Origin of the sequence: Mesorhizobium sp. B2-3-13, from assembly GCF_006442195.1 — a bacterium.
Classification (GTDB): Bacteria; Pseudomonadota; Alphaproteobacteria; order Rhizobiales; family Rhizobiaceae; genus Mesorhizobium; species Mesorhizobium salmacidum.
The window spans coordinates 22,877-41,744 of record NZ_VFVQ01000001.1 but is presented as its reverse complement, the minus strand read 5'-3'; the positions used below and the strand labels follow the sequence as shown (position 1 = coordinate 41,744).

Here is an 18,868-nt window from a genome sequence, read left to right as displayed (position 1 = left end):
CAGGCGCGCAAGGAGGAAGAATGGCAAAGGTTCCGGTTCAATTCACGCTCAACGGGTCTGAAAAGGCCGAATTCATCGACAGCGCCACGACGTTGCTCAATGCCTTGCGCGACAAGATCGGCGACACCTCGCCGAAGGGCGGCTGCCACCAGGGCACGTGCGGCGCCTGCTCCGTTATTATCGACGGCGAGTTGAGGCTCTCCTGCCTGACGCTGGCCGAGACCTGCAATGGTGCAACGATCACCACCACGTCGGGCCTTGCCGAAGGCGGCGTGCTGCACCCGCTGCAACGGGCTTTTCTCGACACATTCGCTACCCAATGCGGCTTCTGCACGCCGGGCATGATCATGGCGGCCAAGGTGCTGCTCGACCACACCCCCAATCCCAGCCGCGAGGACGTCGTCGAGGCGCTGTCTGGGAACATCTGCCGTTGCACCGGCTACGAGCCGATCATCCAGGCGGTGCTCGCCGCCGCCCGCGCCAATTCGCAGAACGCGGCTTGAGGGACCAAAGAATGGAACTGCGCAAGAGCTACTTCGCCGATGTCCGCAAGGACGATCTGCACGAGATCGGCCAGCCCCGGCCACGCTCGGATTCGCCCGGCCACGTCACCGGCAGAACCGCCTATTTCGCCGACCGTAATTTCCCCGGCATGCTGCACCTCAAGATGGTGCGCAGCCCGCACCACCATGCCCGCATCCGCTCGATCGACACCTCCGAGGCCAAAAAACACCCAGGCGTTATCAAGGTGCTGACGGCCAAGGACGTGCCGCACAATGTCTACACCATCCTGATCCTCATCCAGGTCGGACCGGAGGACGAGACGGTGCTGGCCGACGGCAAGGTGCGCTGGAAGGGCGAGGCCGTGGTGGCGGTGCTGGCCGAAACCGAGCGTGCCGCCCAGGAAGCGGCCGCCAAGGTCAAGGTCGACTATGAGGTGCTGCCCGCCGTCTTCGACATGGAAGAAGCACTGAAGCCCGGCGCGCCCATCGTCAACGAATATCACGGCCAGAACTATTACCTCTATGACAGCGGCGCGTGCCGCAAGGTGCGCTTCGGCGATGTCGAGGCGGGCTTTGCTCAAGCCGATCACGTGCTGGAGCAAAGCTATCAGTCCTCGCCGATCGAGCACGCGCCGACCGAGACCACCGGCTGCGTGGTGGCGCCTGAAGGCAATGACCGCTTCACCTGCTACACCAACACGCAGGCGATGTTCTTCACCCTCGACAACACATCGATCATCCTGCAGATGCCGGGCAGCAAGCTGCATTTCGTCGGCGGCACTGTCGGCGGCGGTTTCGGCGGCAAGGTCGATGTCATCGTCGAGCCGATCGCCATCCTCGGCGCAAAATTAACCGGGCGACCGGTCTGTTTTATCTACAGCCGCGAGGAGGAGATGCAGATTTCATCGCCCCGCGCGGCCGAAAAAGTCGTCATCAAGGACGGCGTCATGAAGGACGGCCGTATCGTCGCGCGGAAAGTCACAGGCTACACCGATGCCGGCGCCTACTCCCGCCACTCGCCCTATGGCGCGCAGAAGGGGGCGGGCCATTATCCCGGTCCCTACACTATCCCGAATGTCTGGATCGACACCTACTGCGTTTATACCAACCGCACGCCGTCATCGGCCATGCGCGGCTTCGGCGTCACCATCGGCGACTTCGCGCTGGAGGTGCAGATGGACAAGCTGGCCCGGCTGATCGGCATGGACCCGCTCGAATTCCGTTTCATCAACGCCTATCGCGACGGCGACATGAAGGCGCATCGCCAGCCGACGGAGGGTGCGGCACTGATCGAATGCATGCAGGAAGCCTCGCGCGTCGCCAACTGGCCGGTCGCGGAGAAATACATGGCAATGTCCTCCTACAAGAACGGAGCTTGAAATGGCGATCAGGCGCGGACGCGGCGTCGCCGCGATCAACTATCCCACCGGCATGAACCTCGGCGGCGACCCGACACAGGCGCTGGTGCATTCGACCCCGACCGGCAATTTCATGGTGACGCTGTCGTCGGTCGATCTCGGCCAGGGCATGAAGCAGATCATGGCTCAGATCTGCGCAGAGACGATCGGCGTGCCGACCGACCGCGTCGTTGTCGATACCGCCGACACCGATACCGGCCCGCATTGCATGGGCACCTTCGCCTCGCGCGGCACCCACCGCGCCGGCAATGCCGTCATCCAGGCCGCCAGGGAAGCGCGCCAGGTGATGCTTGAAGTGGCGGCCGAAGAGCTGGAGGTGAACGCCTCGGACCTCGAAACCGACGGCCAGGGCAACGTACTGGTCAAGGGCGCGCCGCAGAAATCCATCTCGATCTTCGATGTCGCGCTGTCGGCGCATTTCAAGCGCGGCCGCTCGATCTCCGGCCGCGGCATGTTTTTGATCCCGCGCTCCTATCCGGAGAAGGAAACCGGCGCGATGAAGCCATCGACCTGCTACGCTCATGCCTGCACGGTCGCGGAAGTCGAGGTCGACGACGAGACCGGCGAAGTCACGGTGCTCACCGTGAAGAACGTCTTCGAGATTGGCCGCGCGCTGAACCCGAAAATGGTCGAGCAGCAGCTGGTCGGCGGCTCCTGGATGGGCATCAGCCACGCGCTCTACGAAACGACCGAGCCTTATTATCCCAACCGCGACCATGGCGGCACCGACTTCAACCAGTATCTGATGCCTGGCCCCGGCGACCTCGCCGAGACCGAGATCATCGTGCTGGAGCGTCCATCGGCCGACGGACCGTATGGCGCCAAGGGGCCAGGCGAAATGTGCGCCAACCCGCAAATACCGGCGGTTGCCAATGCCGTCTTCGACGCCGTCGGCGTGCGCATCGACACGCTGCCGATCACGCCCGAGCGCATTTTGCGCGCGCTGAAGGCGCAGGCTTCCAACTGAGTGCTGAGAATGCCCGATGTGAACACCGAAACTGTCGCGACCTCGCCGGAGGCGGTGGCACAGCATCTCGCCGCCTCGCGCTATCTGGCCGACGACAGCCTCGCCACCGCCATCTTCCTTGCCATCCGGCTCGGCAAGCCGCTGCTGCTCGAAGGCGCGCCGGGCGTCGGCAAGACGGAAGCTGCCAAGGCGATCGCCGAGCTGCTCAGCCGCGATCTGGTGCGTCTGCAATGTTACGAAGGCATCGACGCCGCGCACGCGCTCTATGAGTGGAATTATCAGCGCCAACTGCTCGCCATCCGCCATGCCGGAGAGCATGAGATCGACATCTATGACGACCGTTTCCTCATTGCCCGGCCGCTGCTGCAGGTGTTGAAGGCGCCGCAGCAACGCGTGCTTTTGGTCGATGAGATCGACCGCTCGGACCATGAATTCGAGGCGCTGCTGCTGGAATTTCTGTCCGACTTCCAGATCAGCATTCCCGAGCGCGGCACCATCCGCGCCGAGGCACAGCCAATCGTCATCCTGACCTCGAACCGCACCCGCGAACTTGCCGAGGCGCTGCGTCGCCGCTGCGTCTATCACTGGATCGGCTATCCCGACGCCGAACGCGAGGCCGCCATCATCATGCTGCGCGCCGGCAATGTCGCGCAGGCCACCGCACGCGCCGTGGCGACAGCGGTGCAGACCATCCGAGCTCGCCCGCTGGCCAAGCCCCCCGGCATCGCCGAGGCGGTCGAATGGGCGAACGCGGCCACCATTCTGGAAAAAGGCGGCAGCCCGTGGCCGGAAGCCTTCCGCCGCGCCATCGGCGTGCTGATCAAAGACGAGGAAGACCTCTCCTACATCGCACCCGAGCTTGGCAGCATCGTCGAGGAGGCGCTGGCGTGATGCGCGATGCCTTCTCCCTGCTCTCGGCGGGACGGCTTCACCGGCGTGTTCCGCAACGCTGGCGGGACACGCAATGATGCGCGAAACAAGCTTGCCCCGTGCCGCCGCACCCTTCCTCGGCTTCGCCCGGCTGCTGCGTCGCTACGGTTTCGCCATCGCCCCCGAACAAGTCTCCGGCTTCATGCAGGCGGTGACATTGCTTGGACCACGCTCGATGGCGGATATCCGCGAAGCAGCACTGGCCACCCTGGCGCCGCCACCTGACCGTCGCGACGAATTCGAGGCGCATTTCCAGAGCCATTTTTATGGCGACACATCAGCCGTGGTGGAAGGCGACGCCGACGAGGAAACCCGCATCAAGGATGATGGCGGCGCCGACGACGAGCGGATCGAGGCCGAGGAGCGACAGGAAGGCGGTGAGCTTTCCTCGGCGCTGGAGCAGTTGAGCAGCCGCGACTTCCAGCGCGACGGCGACAGGCTGACCGTCTTTCGCCGCCGACTGTCGAGCGCCTTGCCCGCGCGCCGCTCCTTCCGCATGGTGCGCACTCATTCGCGCGGCAAGCTCGACCTGCGCCGCTCGCTCAGGGAAATCGTCAGCGCCGATGGCGATATCCCCTCGCCCTTGTTGCGCCGCCGCCAGACAGTGCCGCGCAAGCTGCTGATCCTCATCGACGTCTCAGGCTCGATGAAGCTTCACACGGCTGACTACCTCAAGCTCGCGCATGCCGCCGTGCAGGGCGCTGACCGGGCGGAAATCTTCACCTTCGGCACGCGTCTGACCCGCATCACATCAGCATTGCGCATCAGCGACTGCGACCAGGCGCTGGCGCGCGCGGCCGCCCAGGTCGACGACTGGGACGGCGGCACCCGCATGGGACCGACGCTGCTGGCTTTTCTGTCGGTGCCGCGCTTTTCGTCCTTCGCGCGCGGTGCGGCAGTGGTCATCCTCTCGGACGCGCTGGAGCGCGGCGACCATGCCGAACTGGAGACGGCGATGCGCCGGCTGAGCGCCCGCGCCTTCCGGCTGTCGCTGGCGACACCTCTGGCCGGCGACCCGCGCTTCCAGCCGGCAACGGCGGCGCTTCGCGCTATCCTGCCAGTGCTCGACGATCTGGTGGACGGCTCGTCGGTGAACAGCCTCACCGATTTCATCCTGTCGCTCGCCCGCCCCGCTCCACGGGCGGCGACACTCTGGAAAAGGGTATCGTGATGCAGAAAGCCATCGACGCGCATTTCCACATCTGGCGCCAGCAGGATCAGCCCTGGCTGGTCGGGCCGATGGTGCCGCGCATCTTCGGCCCCTACGAGCCAATCCGCCGCGACTACCCGATCGAGGAGTTTCTCGCCGACCAGCAGGGTTCGGGTGTCGAGAAGGCCGTCTATGTCCAGACCAACTGGGCCAAGGAGGATTTCGAAAAGGAAGTCGCCTTCCTGCAGAAAACGGCCGACGAGACAGGCTGGCCGCACGCCATCGTCGGCTACACCGACATGACGGTGGACGATGTCAGGCCCCAGATCGACCGCTTGAAAAAGTATCCGCTGCTGCGCGGCGTGCGCATGCAACTGCATTGGCACGAGACGCCGGCCTTCCGCTTCGCTGCCTCGGCCGATCAGGTCATCGATCCAAAAGTACGCGCCAATGTCGCCCGGCTGAAAGACTACGGCCTGTCCTTCGACTTGCAGCTCTTTCCTGGCCAGATGAAGGACGGGCTGACGCTGGTCGGCGAGAACCCGCAAACCAATTTCATTCTCACCCATGCCGGCATGCTGACCGGCATGGACGCGGAAACCACCGAAGCCTGGAAGGCCGGCCTGCGCACGCTGTCGGCGGCGCCGAACTTCTACGCCAAGCTGTCCGGTCTGGGCACCTTCGTCCACCGCAACGACCCGGCGCTGATCGGCTATATCGTCGACAACGCGATCGAGATATTAGGCGCGGATCGCCTGATGTTCGGCTCGAACTTCCCCATCGAGAAACTCTGGACCAGCCACGCCGAGTTGATCATGGCGCATCGCGATGCCGTGGCAAAGCATGGTGCGGCCGCCGAGGCGGATATCTTCTGGAACACGGCGGAGCGGGTCTACCGGCCGGTTTGATCGCCCGGGACCGCCGCGCCATTGGCGCGGCGATACCCTGCACAGCCCTTATTGCGTCGGCAGCATGCCTTCGACATCGCTTGCCGCGTCAGTGAGCGCTTCCTTCGGGGTCGCCGACTGGTCGACGATCCGCGACAGATTGTCGACGATGGTCTGCGTCACCTTCACACCGTTGGTGCCCGGGAAAGCATACCACGGTATCATCCGCGGCATCTGGCTGAGCCCGGCCTGGAAGAGCGGGTTCTTCTTGTAGAAATCGCCGAGATATTCCGGCGATTTCGCCGCGAGCTCATTGTTGGGGACATAGCCCGTGCCGGGCACGACGACCGACGCGCCGTAAGGACCAGCGGCGAATTTCGCGAACTTCCAGGCGGCGTCCTGCTTTGCCGCATCCTTGGTCAGGATGACCACGGCGTTGCCGCCGGTCGGAAGATGGCCGTTGATTGGATCGATCAGCGGGATCTTGGCCGTGCGCAGCGTGAACTTGTCACCGACATTCTTGATGGTGTTGACCAGGGCGCCGGTGGTCTGGAACTCGAAGCCGACTTTGCCGGCCGCGAAAGCCTGCTCGCCCGCCGGCTTGGTGAAGACCGGCATGCCGCCCTCCTTCACCATCCGCTGCAGGATTTCCATTGCCTTCTCGCCCTCCGGCCCGTTGAAGGCGACCTTGCTTTCGTCCTCGTTCAGCATCTTGCCGCCAGCGCCGAACAGCAGCGCCGAAAACATCCAGTCGTCGCCTTGCCAGCGGAAGTCGATGCCGTCGACGCCATTGCCGAGCGCCTTGATCTTGCCGCCGAGCGCGATCACCTCGTCCCAGGTCTTGGGCGGATTGTCCGGATCGCCGCCGGCGGCTTTCACCAGGTCGGCATTGTAGTACATGATGGGGTTCGAGGTGGCGAAGGCGAGGCCGACCTGCTTGCCGTTGACCTGCGCCAACTTCAGGATCGTGTCGGAGAAGCCGAGCTCAGCCATGTTGCCTTCCTTCTTGACCAGCGGGCCAAGATCGACGGCAACGTCGCGCTCGTTGAGCATCCGCAGGCGGTTGAGTCCGATGAAGGTGATATCGGGCATTTCGTCGGTGCCGGCCTGGCGAAGGATGGTCTGGATGCCTTCCTCGTAGGTGGCGGACGGGCTGGCGAACTGGATCTTGATGTCAGGATTTTCTTCCATGAACTTCTTCGAGATCGTGTCCATCACGTTCTTGAAGAAGCCGGGCATCGGGTAATGAACCGTCAGCGTCGTGTCGGCATAGGCCGGAAGGGCGAACGCCAGCGAAACCGCCGCCGCTGCGAGAATCCTGGGAAGTTGCTTCATATGCTCGTGCTCCTGTTCGAACCGGTCAGCCTTTGAGACCGGTCATGGTGATGCCTTCGACGAAGCGCTTCTGTGCGAACAGGAAGGCGACGACGAGTGGAAGGGTGATGATCAGCGTGGCGGCCATCAGCGCGCCATAGTCGTCGCCTGCCTCGGCGGCGCGGAAATACATCAGGCCGAGCGGCGGCGTGGCGTAGGCCTGCTTGCTGACGACGATCAGCGGCCAGTAGAGATCGTTCCAGTGCGCGACCACCGAGAAGATCGCGAACGCGGTGACGGCCGGCCAGGCGTTGGGGACGATGACGCGCGCGACGATGCCGAGTTCGGACATGCCGTCGAGGCGCGCCGCGTGGATGAGGTCGTCGGGCATGGCGCGGAAGAACTGCAGGAACATGAAGATCGCGAACACCGAGATGGTGAACGGCGCCACCAGCGAGGTGTAGCTGTTGAGCAGCGACATCCTATCGAAGACGACGTAGAGCGGCAGCGCCGTGGCATGGATCGGCACCAGCAGGCCGAGCATGACCAGCACCATCATCAGCCGAGCGGCGCGGAACTTCAGCTTAGCCATGGCGTAGGCGCAAGGAATGGCGACCAGCACCTGGAAGAAGAAGATCAGGCCGCAGACGACAACGCCGTTCCACAGCAGCGTTGCCATCGGCACCTTGTTCAGCGCCTTGGCGAAATTCTCGCCGAAGTAGAAATGCTCGGGGATGAGCGACAGCGACGAGGTGAAGATGTCGCTCTGCGTCTTGCCCGCGGTCGAGATCATGAAAATGTAAGGCGCAAGGATCATCAGCGCGCCGAGCGAAAGCAGGGCGAAACGGATGATGCGGCCGGTCGGGATACTGGTCATGTGTAATGCACCCGCCGGTCGAGCACGCGATATTGGAGAAGCATCAGCACGACGAGGATCGCCAGGAAGACGACCGTCATCGCCGAGGCATAGCCGACGCGCAGATAGACGAAACCTTCCTGGTAGATGGTGAACAGCAGCACTTCGGAGGCTTTGTTAGGCCCGCCGTCGGTCAGCATCTTCACAGTCTCGAAGACCTTCACCGCGTTGGTGATGCTGATGGTGACGACAAACAGCGTCGTCGGCCCGAGCATCGGCCAGGTGACCAGGAAGAACCGGTCGAGCGCCGATTTCGCGCCGTCGACATGTGCGGCGGCATAGAGTTCGCGCGGGATCGCCGTCAGGCCCGCCAGGAACAACACCATGTTGAAGCCCACCGACTGCCAGACGCCGATGATCGACAGGCTGTAGAGCACGGTGCTCGAGGCGCCGAGCCAGTTCGGACCGGGAATGCCGGCGAGCGCAAGCAGCGCGTTGAGCGGTCCGATCGTCGGATGGAAGAGGTACTGCCAGACAGTCGCCATGGCGACGATCAGCGAAGCCACAGGCAGGAAATAGACGGTACGGAAGAAGCCGCGCGCGCGCGGTTCGCCTTCGATCAGCAAGGCAACGCCGAGACCGAGCACGATCGAGACCGGTGCCACGATCGCGGTATAGACTGACGTGTTCCACAGCGATCTGCGGAAGGTGCGGTCGGTCAGGAGATGCGCGTAGTTCTCGAAGCCGACCAGGCGAAATTTGCCATAGCCGAGCTCGAAATCGGTGAAGCCGAGAAAAATAACGGCAATCACTGGCAGCAGCACGAACAGCAGCAAAAGCACGATCGCGGGAGCAGCCAGCAGCCAGGCGGTGCGATCTTCGCTGCGCCTGTGGAGGGCCGCGGCGCTCGGGACATTGCCCGCCAGCGCGATACTAGACACAGGCCGGCTCCTGGCGTGCGGGCGCGGCACTCGCCGCACGCAGCCGCCTTCCCTCTGGCCCGAACACCATGGCCTGTTCGGGTGACAGAAGGACACCCGCCGGCATTCCCGCGATCAGCTCCCTCGCCTCGTGCGGTGCCAGCTTGGCGATGACATTGTCGCCGGTCACGTCGAGCCGGCAGTGGGCAATGACCTCCGATCCGAGGAATTCCAGACGCTCGATCCGCCCGGCAAGGCCGCTCCGCCCGCTGGGAGACAGTTTGACGAATTCAGGCCGGATGCCGAGGCTGACAGCGCCATTCGCCACCTTCTCCAGCAAGGCCAGCCGGATGCCCATGAAATCGACACGGCCGTTTTCGGCGCGTGCCGGTATGATGTTGATCCTCGGCTGGCCGACAAAGCGCGCAACCTCGATATAGGCGGGATCGTTGTAGATCGCTTCGGGCGCGGCCAGCTGCAGCAGGTTGCCGCCAATCATCACCGCCACGCGATCGGCCATCGAAAGCGCTTCGGCCTGGTCATGCGTCACATAGAGCGTCGGCACGCCGGCGCGGCGGTGCAGTTCCACGATCTCGCCGCGGGCATGGACGCGCAGATTGGCGTCGAGATTGGAAAGCGGCTCATCCATCAGGAAGATGCTGGGGTGGCGCACCATGGCGCGTGCCAAGGCCACGCGCTGCCGCTGCCCGCCCGACATCTGTCCCGGCTTGCGGTCGAGCAGATGGTCGATCTTCAGCACGGTTGCCATCTCGCGGACATCGCGCGAAATGCCGGCGCGGATCTCTTTCTGGCCCGGCAGGACCGAGCCGACCAACGGCAGCCGCTGCGTCCGGCTCAGCCGCTTCATGGCCAGCGGGACCGCGATGTTCTGGCCGGCCGTCAGATGCGGATAGAGCGCGTAGGACTGGAACACCATGGCGATGTTGCGATCGGCCGCGGCGACCGCCGACATGTCCTTGCCGCCGACGAAAATCTCGCCGCTGTCAGCATGATCAAGCCCCGCCAGAATGCGCAGCAAGGTGCTTTTGCCGCAGCCCGAGGGGCCGACCAAAGCGATGAACTCGCCTGCTTCGACGTCGAGGCTGACGCCGTTCAGGACGGCGTTGCCGCCAAAGGACTTGTTCAGATCGCGAAGCGAGAGCGCGCTCATGATGCGACCTTCCCGCGGACCTTGTGCGCCTCGTGCGGGTAGACTTCCTCAACCACGTCATCGAGGACATGGACGCTCATGCCTGGGATCGCGACGATCTCACTGGTGACTGTGTCGCCGAATTCATGCACGACCGCGCCGAGCAGCCGCTCGCCCGGCATGTCGCGCTCCATGTCGCCGACGACGAAGGCCGCCGAAGGCCCCCATACCAGCGCGGTGCTTTCGTATTTGCCTTGCCATGCCCGGTGCAGGTGACCGCTGGCGAACAATGCAACATCATGGCAACCGATCAGGTCATAAAGACGCTGCCGCTGCGTCGGCCGAACGCTCCAGTAACCGGTGTCGCCCTCACCCGGCTCATCGATGAACAACGGCTTGTGGGCAAAGAGCGCGATGCGACGGCCGCCGCGGCTTTCCAGCACAGTCCGCAACCATTCGAACTGGGCCTCTTCCTCGGCATCATCAAAGCCCATCAGCAGGCTGTCGAGGCCGATAAATCGCCAGTTTCCAGCGTCCTCCATCCAGTAATCGGGACCGACCAGCCGGTGCCAGCGCTCAAGACGTTCCGCATTGACCGGCTGCAACGAGCCGGGCAGATGGCCGACATCGTGATTGCCAGGCACGAGCAGCATCGGGACCGAAATCTCCCGCATCAGCTCCATGCAGAAGCTGATGTCGGCATCCTTGTCGGCGCCATCGACGCTAAGATCGCCGGTGTGGATGACGAGGTCGGCGCCGCTCTGCGCGATCCAGGCGGCCAGCGGCTCCCAATTGCCGTTGAAATGCGGCTTGCTCGGGCTGAAATGGGTATCGGTGATCTGGACGATTTTCATGCCGGCTCCACTGCGAGAGCCGGCTGCCGGAAACCCACCGGCGCGACTTCGCGTGGGTCTCCTTAGTGCCGTTACATGTCACTTCCTTAACAGGCAGGGGACAAATGTTCCCTGCCATGCCGATAGGCTGGCTGACGGCTAGCTTTTCACCTCGAATTGCGTATCGACCGGGATCTGCATGGCCGTGACCAGATGATTGGTCTGGCCGGCGAGCCCGATGATCGATACCAACTCGCCATGCTGTACATCGGTCATGCCCTTGGCCCGCGCTGCCGCCGTGTGCGAATGAACGCAGTAGGAACAGCCATTGGCCGTCGATACCGCGATATAGATCATTTCCTTGGTCAATGGGTCGATGGCGCTGTCGGCGACCATCACCACCTTCAGCTGCTCCCAGATGCGCTTCAACGCCGCCGGATCATTGGCGAGCCCTCGCCAGAAATTGTTGACGAAATCCGATTTGCGCGTCGCCCTGATGTCGTCGAACACCGCCTTCACTACCGGGATCTTCTCCACCTCGGCATCGCTGAGGAGTCTTGTGGTGGCCATGGTCTGGTCCTTTCGTTCGGATCGATGAATTAGCCCGTTGAATCACGTCTCGAGCAAATACGGCTAACCAACTTTTTTGACTCAGTTTTGGCGCTCAATGCACGGGACCTTGAAGGTTGGCCGAAGCACCTAAAACTTCGTCATCCCTGGGCGAAGCAGGAGCGAAGCTCCGTCGCGGAGACCCTGGGATCCATGCCGCGACCTTAGTTGTAGAGCGCAGCGGAGCAGAATCCTGCCCCGTGGCAACGCACCGGAGTCCCGGCATGGATCCTGAGGTCTGCGCCGCGTCGCTTCGCTCCTTGCTTCGCCCCAGGATGACGAAGTGGTCGTCGTGTCGGCTAATCCTGAAGCCTGCAGCAAAGATTGTCAGATATATCGGGTATTCCTCGAACACACCCTAATGCACCGCCGCGTACATGATCTTCTCCTCCGTCGCCTCCGCCGGGGAAAACTCCTCGACGATGCGGCCCTGCCGACAGACCAAAATGCGATCCGACAGGTTCATGATCTCCGGCAAATAGGACGAGATGACAACGACCGCGAGGCCCTCGTCGGCCAGCCTGTTGATGATCTGGTGGATCTCCGCGATCGCGCCGACATCGACGCCGCGCGTCGGCTCGTCGAATATGACGATGCGCGGCTTCTGTACCAGCCCCTTGCCGATCACCACCTTCTGCTGGTTGCCGCCGGACAGCTCGACCACGCGCGCATTGTCGTTGATCGCCTTGATGTTCAGCGTCCTGGTCCATTCGGCCGAAAGCTGACGCATCTCCTGCTGGTTGATCACCCACGACTGTTCGCGGCCTGCCGCCAGCAGCCCGCCGAACAGGTTCTCGGCAATGCCCATCGTTTCGAAGATACCTTCGCTCTTGCGGTCCTCGGTGACATAGACGATGCCGTCCGCCACGGCTTCGCTCGGCACGAGATAGCGCACCGGCCTGTCGTCCAGCTCGATCGCCCCACCGCGCAAAAAATCGCGCTTGTAGATGCCCGACACGATCTTGAAGGTCTCGGTGCGGCCGGAACCGATCAGCCCGAATACGCCGGTGATCTGGGCCTCGAAGATCGAGAAGGAATTGTTGCGCACGACATTGCTCATCGAGATGTCCTGCACCGAGAGCACCTTCTTGCCGGCCTTGCGCAGCTTGGCTTCGTCGCGCTGCCGATAAATCTGTCCCGACAGCGTTCGCCCGACCATGGCGGCGACGATCTTGTCGCGGTCGAAGGTTGATGTGTCGTCGGTGATGACCAGTTCGCCGTCGCGCAGGATGGTGATGCGGTCGGCGATCATCAGAGCCTCTTCGAGAGCATGGCTGATGAAGACGATCGACACACCGTTCGCCTTCAGCCGCCGGATCAGCGCGAAGAAATGCCGCTTCTCCTCCGGCGTCAGCGTCGCCGTCGGCTCGTCGAAGATGATGATCTCGGCATTGTGGTGCACCGCGCGCGCGATCTCGACCATCTGCCGCTTGGCAGCACCCAGTGTCGCCACCATGGCGTTGGGATCGACCGGAAAATTCAGCGACTGCAGGAACTGCTGTGCTGAAATATACGTGCCGCGCAGCCGGTTGAGGAATTTTTCAGTACCGAGATAGAGGTTTTGCGCCACCGTCATCGACGGCACCAGGCTGGTCTCCTGGAACACCATGGCGATGCCGGCCTCGAGCGCCGCATGCGGCGAGGCGTAGGCTGTCTCCCGGCCCTTGTGGAACATCCTGCCTGACGTGGCGTCGACCACACCGGCGATGATCTTGGTCAGTGTCGACTTGCCGGCACCATTCTCGCCGAGCAGCGCATGGATTTCGCCCTTGCGTAGCTCGAAGCTGACGTTCTTCACCGCGGGCACGCCGCGGTAATTCTTGGTGACGTTTTCGAGGCGAACGATCGGTTCCATCAGAAACCTCCCGAGGCAAGATCGACGGCCAGCACGCAATCGCCACCCCTGGACCCAATGAACAGCTCGCCGCCTTTCTCCACCACGCTGCAGATGCCGTGGCGCGTGCCGTTGGCGCGGCTGTGCAGGCTGAATTGTGGTTGCATCTCCCGGTCGAGCCGGACCACCAGCCCGTAGGAGCGGCTGGGCGACCATGGCTTGTGAATGCCCATCGTGCGGATGCCGCCGCATTGCAGCGGCTCGAGGAAACTGCGGTTTGATACCAGCGCCGGGGCAATCCAGTAGGCCGGCGGCACCTGGTCGATCATGTCCTGACGGTAATGCGTCTCCTGCAGCACGAATTCGATCAGCCGGTTGCGTGGGGCGAACAGCGTCAGCCACGCCCCGCCATCGCCAGCAGGCGACAGCCGCGCGGGATAGCCGGGCAGATGCGTCAGCACCGTCGAGCGGTTGCCGGTCGCGCCATCGAAACGGACAAGCTGGTGGCGCCAGCTTTCGCTGACCAGCACATCGCTGCCAAGGATGTGAAGTCCATAGGGAAAAGCGATGTCGCCAGCCACCTTGCGGAACTCGCCACCCGCCGCTCGCGCCCAAAGCGAACCGGACGCGCCCTTCTTCATCAGGTCGGCGGCCCATTGCGACGGCGAGAATTCGGCCGAACCATTGGCAAGCCACAGCGTACCGTCTCCTGCATAGGCAAGCGCGGTGATGCAGCCAATCCCTGCCGGCAAGGACGCCTCCCTGCCCGCGATCAACAGCTTGCCGCTCTCCAGCCCCACCGTCAGTTCGCCTGAAGGCGACAGCGTCAGCGCCGTGACGGGAGATGGAAAGGTCCCGACCACGGCAGGTTCCACACCAACGGCAATCGCATAGACGGCGTTGCCGCTGGAGGCCAGCAGTCGGCCATCGGCAACCAGCAGATTGTCCGGCTCGGTCAGCTCGGCGAACGCCGGCGCATCATCGAGCCGCGTGTTGGGGCGGAAGGCGCCGTCGAGCGGCGGGATAGTCACCGCCTTGCCACGAAACATATCCAGGATCGGATCGAGGATCATGGCTTCGCTCCCCAGTAGGAGGCAGGGCTGGTCCAGCTCGGGTCGGCGCCGGCAATTTTGTAGCGGCCGATGCGATTGTTGAGGATGCCGCCGACGAAGAGATATCCCTTGTGCTCGCGCATCGAGGTGACCATTGGGTGCGCCCCGCCTGTCAAGTCGCCCATCGCCTCGACGATGCCGCCCTTTTCGTTGAATTTCACCACGCCGCCGGTGTTGATGTTGGGAAACAGCCATTCGTCCTGCGGCAGCCGGCGCGTCATGCGCTTGCGCATGTCGGGATGGCGCAGCGAGAGGTCGAAGCTCGGCGTGCGCATGCCCAGCCACGCCATCCAGTAATTGCCGTCCGACGCCCGGTTGATGTTGTCGGGGTAACCCGGCATGTCGCGGATGACGCATTCGGCGGTGCCGGCCTTCGGCCCTTCCAGCCAATAGCGGTGCACCCGGCAGGCCCAGCTTTCGGCGAAGAACAGCGACTTGCCGTCATGCGCCATGCAGACACCATTGGTGTAGCGGTAGCCATCGAGCAGCGTCTTCGTGGAATCGTCCTTCGGATCGTAGACCAGCAGCCGGCCTGTGGCGCGGTTTTCGATCGAATCCAGCGCCCAATCATGGGCATCATACCGCTTGGTCGAGTCCGTAAAATAGATGCGGCCGTCCGGCGCGATGTCGCAATCATTGGGATCGCGCAGCCGCGCATCGTCGACGATCGACGTCCAGGAGCGCGACGTCTCAGCCGACAGCCGTTTCACTTCGCGCTGCGGCGAAACCGAATATAGCCCCATGGCTCCGACGCAGCTGATCAAATTGCCCGACTTGTCGAAAGCCAGCCCCAGCGGAAACCCGCCAATATGGGCGAACACTTCCGACCTGACATAGTCCGGCGCGAAGAAGCGGACGATCTCGCCATGGCGCGTGCCGCAATAGAGATTGTCATCGCGGTCGAGGATGACGTCTTCTGGCCCTTCCAGCTCACCGAGCCCGATATGGTCCGCAGCCGATAGTCGGTTGTCGAGGGCGTAAGGCGTGCCGGAGCCCGGCACCGCGGACTGTGTTTTGCCCATCTTGAGATAGACCGGCGCGACATAGACCTCGTTGAGCACCTTGTGGCGGTTCTTCAGCCAGCGGATGTCGATGGTCACCGCCACCGCCAGCATGATGCCCAGTACCATCTGGTTGGTGCCGGTGCCGTAGCCAAGCCGGATCAGCCCATTCGTCATGGTGAGCACGATGATGGCGCCCATCAGGCCCTTGATCACCGAGCCACGGCCACCGCCGAGGCTGACGCCGCCGACCACCGCCGCGGTCAGCGCCATGATCTCGAGGTTGAGGCCTGTGCCCGGCCCTGCCCCGCTCAGGCGGCAAGCGATGAGAAAGCCGCCGATCGAGGCGCAGAAACCGGAAAAGACATAGGTCATGAACACGGTACGGCGCACCCGGATGCCGGCATTGTGCGCCGATCGCCGGGAGCCACCCACCGCCAGCACATGCCAGCCGGGACGTGAACGTGTCAGCGCGATATGGGTGATGATGGCAAGGATGATCGCCAGCCATACCGAAACGGACAGGCCCCAGAAAGTGCTGTCGCCGATGAAATCGAGCACGTCGGACGTAGCGGTCGAAAGCTGTACGTCGGCGGCATAGGTGGTGACTAGGATGTCGAACAGCGCCCGCCCGAAGATGAAGGTGACGAGCGTGGTGAGGAAGGCACGCAGCCGCAGGTAGCCGACGAGATAGCCGTTGATCGCGCCGAAGACTAGACCGGTGGCGAGCGAGGCGGCCAGCGCCAGCCAGATCGATTGTTCAAGGATGAAGAAGACATAGACCGCGGAAAAGCAGGACAGCGCGAAGATCGAGCCGACCGAGAGATCGATGCCGCCGCCAAGCATCACCACGGTCATGCCGGTGACCACCATCGAGAATTCGCCGAGTTGCCGGGTCGATTCCTGCAGCGAGGAGAGCTTGAAGAAGCCTGGAATGATCGCGCCGAACACGCCGAGCGTCGCCACCAGCGCCAGGAACGGAATGGCGTTGTCGGTCCAGCGCTTGGTCAGGATCTCGCCGACCAGATGGTCGGGCACGAGATTGTAGCGCCAGGACTGCAGGCGTTCGCGAAAGGTCATCGGGTCACTGCGGGCACGAGAGAACAAGGAAAGAGAAGAGGTGGCCGGAATTGTCCGGCCACCTCGCTGATACCAGCTGAAGGCAATCGGTTTACTTCGCCGCTGCTTCGGCCTGCAGCGCCTTCAGGTCCCAGCAGCTGTCCGGCTTGAGATCGGCCTTCGTCGTCGCCTTCTCCAGCGTATAGATGTAGGTGTGCGAGGTGCCGGCCGGCTGGCCGCTCTGCAGCAGGAATTTGATGATAGCGTTCATGTCGCCCGACTGCCGGGCAAGTTCCGTCATGACGACAGCACCGTAAGTGCCGTCCTGCAGCTTGTCGCAGTCGGCTGCCTTTTCGCCGCCGCCGGTCGTGACCAAAAACACCTTGCCGTCGAGCTTGGCGTCGCGGATCGCGGCGGATGCGCCGGTCGCGTCACCATCCCAGAAGTCGATGATCGAGCAGATGTCCGGGTTCTGCTGCAGCATGGTCGTCGTCACGTTGCGCGAGGTCGTGGCGTCCCAGTTGGAGTCGGGCTTGGCCACGACCTTGAAGTCGGGATGCTTGTCCAGCACCTTCATGATGCCGGCATACTGGTACAGGCTGGAAGAGTTGGCCTGGTCGCCCTGCACCAGCCCGATCTTCTTGGACGAGTTCTCGCCGCAGCCCTTGATCGCGGCTTCGGCTTCGAGCTGGCCGAGCCGGTCCCAGTCGCTGCCGACAAAGGCGTCGGCGGGGAAATTCGCCGGATTGTCGACGAGGATCACATAGGTGCCGGCGGCCTGCGCCTTCTTCATCAGCTTGGAATAGGAGTTGAGGTCCGGCGCATGGATGATCAGCACATCGGGCCTCGTGTCCGACGAGATCGCATCGGTGATCGCCTGCGCTCCGGCATCGACCACCCAGTTCGGATCACGCGTCTCGAATGTGCCGCCCCAGGCCTCGACCTCCTTCTTCAGGTAATGTGCCCAGCCCTGCGCCAGGTCGAAGCCCATCGCCAGCGGCACCAGCATGACGCGCTTGCCTTTCAGCGCTTGCGCATAGGCAGCGGGGCCTGGATCGTCGGCGGCGAAGGTCGGCGCCACGAAGGCGGTGACGGCAAGGGCCGTGGCCGCCGCCATGAGTGTTCTGATCAGTTTCATGTGTCATCCTCTGGTTCGGTTTTCATTGCCGGCCGATCGCCCCCGATCGCGCCGGGTACCCCGAGCAAGATGGGCTAGCCCATCTGCTCTAAATGTCGCCCTGCTGCGCTGTCTGTTCGTCACGTGGATTGATGATGCCGTCGACGATGATGGCGCCGAGCAGGATCGCCGCCTTGATCAGATTCTGGTAGAGCAGCGGAATATCGATGATGGTCATGGCGTTGAGCAGGACGCCGATGAGTGCTGCCCCGACCAGCACGTTGCGCACCCCGCCTCGCCCGCCCGACAGCCCGATGCCGCCGATCACCGCCACCAGCACGATGTCGTAGAGCAGCGTCGAATTGACGACACGCGTGTTGATCGAATGCAGGCTGGCCGCGGTCAAAAGGCCGGCGATCAGTGCCACGAAAGCGGACAGCACATAGCGCAGCACCAGCATCGGCCGTACCGGAATGCCGATATTGCGCGCCGCGACCGGATTGTCGCCGGCGAAATAGATATAGCGGCCCCATTTGGTGTAGCGCAGGAACAGAAAGAACAGGAAGGCGAGACCCGCGAAGACGAACACCTCGATCGGGACGTCGAGGAAGCGCAGGCCGCCGAGCAGTTCCACCCAATGGCCCTGCGGCACCGGCACCGCGTCCTGGGTGATCAATTGCGAACGGACATAGCCGAAGACGAAGGAGCCGGTCGCCAGCGTGACGAAGATCGCCGGCACATCGGCATAGGCGACGAGAAAGCCGTTGAGCAGGCCGATGGCGAGCACGCCGGCCAGCACATAGGTGAAGGCCAGCCCATCCGGCGTTCCGGTATTGAGCAGTTGCAGATACCAGGCGACCGACATCGCCATGATCGCCACCGCCGACAGGTCAATGCCGCGGCCGATGATGACGACCGCCATGCCCAGCGCCAGAATACCCAGCACCGAGACCGAGCGGACGATGGCGACGAGATTGTTGGGATCTATGAAGCGAGGCAGGGCTATAGCCGCTGCAACGAACAGCACCACCGCTATGGCAAAGACAATGCCTTCCTGATTCAGGCTCCTGAAGTTCAGCCAGCCGCCCATGTTCATTGTCTGCTTTCACCCCGGTGGCAGCGCTGCCGTCCCTGGGAGAGAAAGCTAATCGGCTCAACGCCGCTTCGTCAAATGAATCCGCGTTCAAAAGGCGGGCTGGCGATGAGAT

17 protein-coding genes are annotated in these 18,868 nt (G+C 63.2%); 6 read left to right on the top strand and 11 right to left on the bottom strand.

Annotated features, from left to right (window positions below):
- The first annotated feature begins 20 nt into the window (after positions 1-20).
- The 6 genes from FJ941_RS00195 to FJ941_RS00170 all read left to right on the top strand — a co-directional run bounded on the left by FJ941_RS00195 (position 21) and on the right by FJ941_RS00170 (position 5,876).
- Positions 21-503, top strand: coding sequence for a (2Fe-2S)-binding protein (locus FJ941_RS00195; protein WP_140502308.1), 483 nt, complete (start codon positions 21-23; stop codon positions 501-503).
- Between the two features lie 11 nt (positions 504-514).
- Positions 515-1,882 carry a xanthine dehydrogenase family protein molybdopterin-binding subunit gene (locus FJ941_RS29615; protein WP_140502307.1) on the top strand — a complete coding sequence of 456 codons (1,368 nt, stop codon included), beginning with the start codon at positions 515-517 and terminating at the stop codon, positions 1,880-1,882.
- Position 1,883: 1 nt separating this feature from the next.
- On the top strand, positions 1,884-2,888 hold the full coding sequence (locus tag FJ941_RS29610; protein ID WP_140502306.1) for a molybdopterin cofactor-binding domain-containing protein: 1,005 nt from the start codon (positions 1,884-1,886) through the stop codon (positions 2,886-2,888).
- Positions 2,889-2,897: 9 nt separating this feature from the next.
- Positions 2,898-3,779, top strand: coding sequence for a MoxR family ATPase (locus FJ941_RS00180; RefSeq protein ID WP_140502305.1), 882 nt, complete (start codon positions 2,898-2,900; stop codon positions 3,777-3,779).
- 73 nt (positions 3,780-3,852) lie between these two features.
- Complete coding sequence (locus FJ941_RS00175) at positions 3,853-4,989, top strand: VWA domain-containing protein (protein ID WP_140502304.1); 1,137 nt, start codon at positions 3,853-3,855, stop codon at positions 4,987-4,989.
- Positions 4,989-5,876: an amidohydrolase gene (locus tag FJ941_RS00170; protein WP_181169697.1), complete on the top strand. Its 888-nt coding sequence runs from the start codon at positions 4,989-4,991 to the stop codon at positions 5,874-5,876. The genes FJ941_RS00175 and FJ941_RS00170 overlap by 1 nt, the downstream gene beginning before the upstream one ends.
- 48 nt (positions 5,877-5,924) lie before the next feature.
- Here FJ941_RS00170 and FJ941_RS00165 read toward each other — a convergent pair whose 3' ends face one another.
- The 11 genes from FJ941_RS00165 to FJ941_RS00110 form a co-directional block, all read right to left on the bottom strand.
- The gene (locus tag FJ941_RS00165) at positions 5,925-7,190 is read right to left on the bottom strand and encodes an ABC transporter substrate-binding protein (RefSeq protein ID WP_140502302.1); all 1,266 of its coding nucleotides are present in this window, start codon (positions 7,188-7,190) and stop codon (positions 5,925-5,927) included.
- A gap of 25 nt (positions 7,191-7,215) precedes the next feature.
- Entirely contained in the window at positions 7,216-8,046 is an 831-nt protein-coding gene (locus FJ941_RS00160; protein ID WP_140502301.1) for a carbohydrate ABC transporter permease, read from the bottom strand.
- Positions 8,043-8,966 carry a sugar ABC transporter permease gene (locus FJ941_RS00155; protein WP_140502300.1) on the bottom strand — a complete coding sequence of 308 codons (924 nt, stop codon included), beginning with the start codon at positions 8,964-8,966 and terminating at the stop codon, positions 8,043-8,045. Before FJ941_RS00155 ends, FJ941_RS00160 begins: the two co-directional genes overlap by 4 nt.
- A complete protein-coding gene (locus tag FJ941_RS00150) occupies positions 8,959-10,116 on the bottom strand; it encodes an ABC transporter ATP-binding protein (RefSeq protein ID WP_140502299.1) in 1,158 nt (385 codons plus the stop codon). The genes FJ941_RS00155 and FJ941_RS00150 overlap by 8 nt, the downstream gene beginning before the upstream one ends.
- Entirely contained in the window at positions 10,113-10,949 is an 837-nt protein-coding gene (locus FJ941_RS00145; RefSeq protein WP_140502298.1) for a metallophosphoesterase, read from the bottom strand. The genes FJ941_RS00150 and FJ941_RS00145 overlap by 4 nt, the downstream gene beginning before the upstream one ends.
- Before the next feature lie 138 nt (positions 10,950-11,087).
- Positions 11,088-11,498 (bottom strand): carboxymuconolactone decarboxylase family protein, encoded by a 411-nt coding sequence (locus tag FJ941_RS00140; protein WP_140502297.1) that lies wholly within the window; start codon positions 11,496-11,498, stop codon positions 11,088-11,090.
- Between the two features lie 397 nt (positions 11,499-11,895).
- A complete protein-coding gene (locus FJ941_RS00130) occupies positions 11,896-13,392 on the bottom strand; it encodes a sugar ABC transporter ATP-binding protein (protein WP_140502295.1) in 1,497 nt (498 codons plus the stop codon).
- Positions 13,392-14,444 carry a hypothetical protein gene (locus FJ941_RS00125; protein WP_140502294.1) on the bottom strand — a complete coding sequence of 351 codons (1,053 nt, stop codon included), beginning with the start codon at positions 14,442-14,444 and terminating at the stop codon, positions 13,392-13,394. The genes FJ941_RS00130 and FJ941_RS00125 overlap by 1 nt, the downstream gene beginning before the upstream one ends.
- Positions 14,441-16,564, bottom strand: coding sequence for an SMP-30/gluconolactonase/LRE family protein (locus FJ941_RS00120; protein WP_140502293.1), 2,124 nt, complete (start codon positions 16,562-16,564; stop codon positions 14,441-14,443). The genes FJ941_RS00125 and FJ941_RS00120 overlap by 4 nt, the downstream gene beginning before the upstream one ends.
- 91 nt (positions 16,565-16,655) lie before the next feature.
- Positions 16,656-17,681: a sugar ABC transporter substrate-binding protein gene (locus tag FJ941_RS00115; RefSeq protein WP_027141528.1), complete on the bottom strand. Its 1,026-nt coding sequence runs from the start codon at positions 17,679-17,681 to the stop codon at positions 16,656-16,658.
- An 88-nt stretch (positions 17,682-17,769) separates the two neighbouring features.
- Positions 17,770-18,756, bottom strand: coding sequence for an ABC transporter permease (locus tag FJ941_RS00110; RefSeq protein ID WP_140502292.1), 987 nt, complete (start codon positions 18,754-18,756; stop codon positions 17,770-17,772).
- Positions 18,757-18,868 lie beyond the last annotated feature (112 nt).